At 34.6% G+C, this 497-nt stretch carries 1 protein-coding gene; it reads left to right on the plus strand.

Annotated elements, in window-relative coordinates:
* The coding region (locus AB4Y90_RS18205; protein WP_441558965.1) for a sensor histidine kinase at window positions 1-386 on the plus strand (386 nt) is incomplete at its 5' end.
* Window positions 387-497: the final 111 nt, after the last annotated feature.

Genomic DNA, 497 nt, shown 5'->3' on the forward strand with positions numbered 1-497 from the left:
ATAAATTTGTCTTTAACCAGTCAGGATCAATCTTTGTAATGGCAGACCGTGAAAAAATATCGCAGGTTATCTATAACCTTATCGGAAATGCGATCAAATATTCTCCGGTAGGATCGGTTATAATGATTGAATATCTCAGAATCGATAACCGATTGCAGGTAAATGTTCAGGATCAGGGAAAAGGTATTTCTTTCGAAGACCAGCAGCAGATATTTGAGCGCTACTATCGCGTTAAAAATGTTAATACAGGAACCATCGCAGGATTTGGAATTGGTTTATATCTCTGTAAAGAGATTATTGAGCTGCACAACGGTACAATTAGTGTACAGAGTTCTCAAAATAAAGGAAGTGTATTTTCATTTACTTTACCGATTGACGGGCTATAATGATCAGTTGGAGGAGACAAATCAGGTATTCAATATAAATCTGCAGTTTATTTAATCATAAAAGATTATTACAGGAAAATACATAATATTTTAGATCAGGTAATGCTGTAG

Origin of the sequence: Chryseobacterium sp. 2TAF14 (genome assembly GCF_052115105.1) — a bacterium.
GTDB lineage: Bacteria > Bacteroidota > Bacteroidia > Flavobacteriales > Weeksellaceae > Chryseobacterium.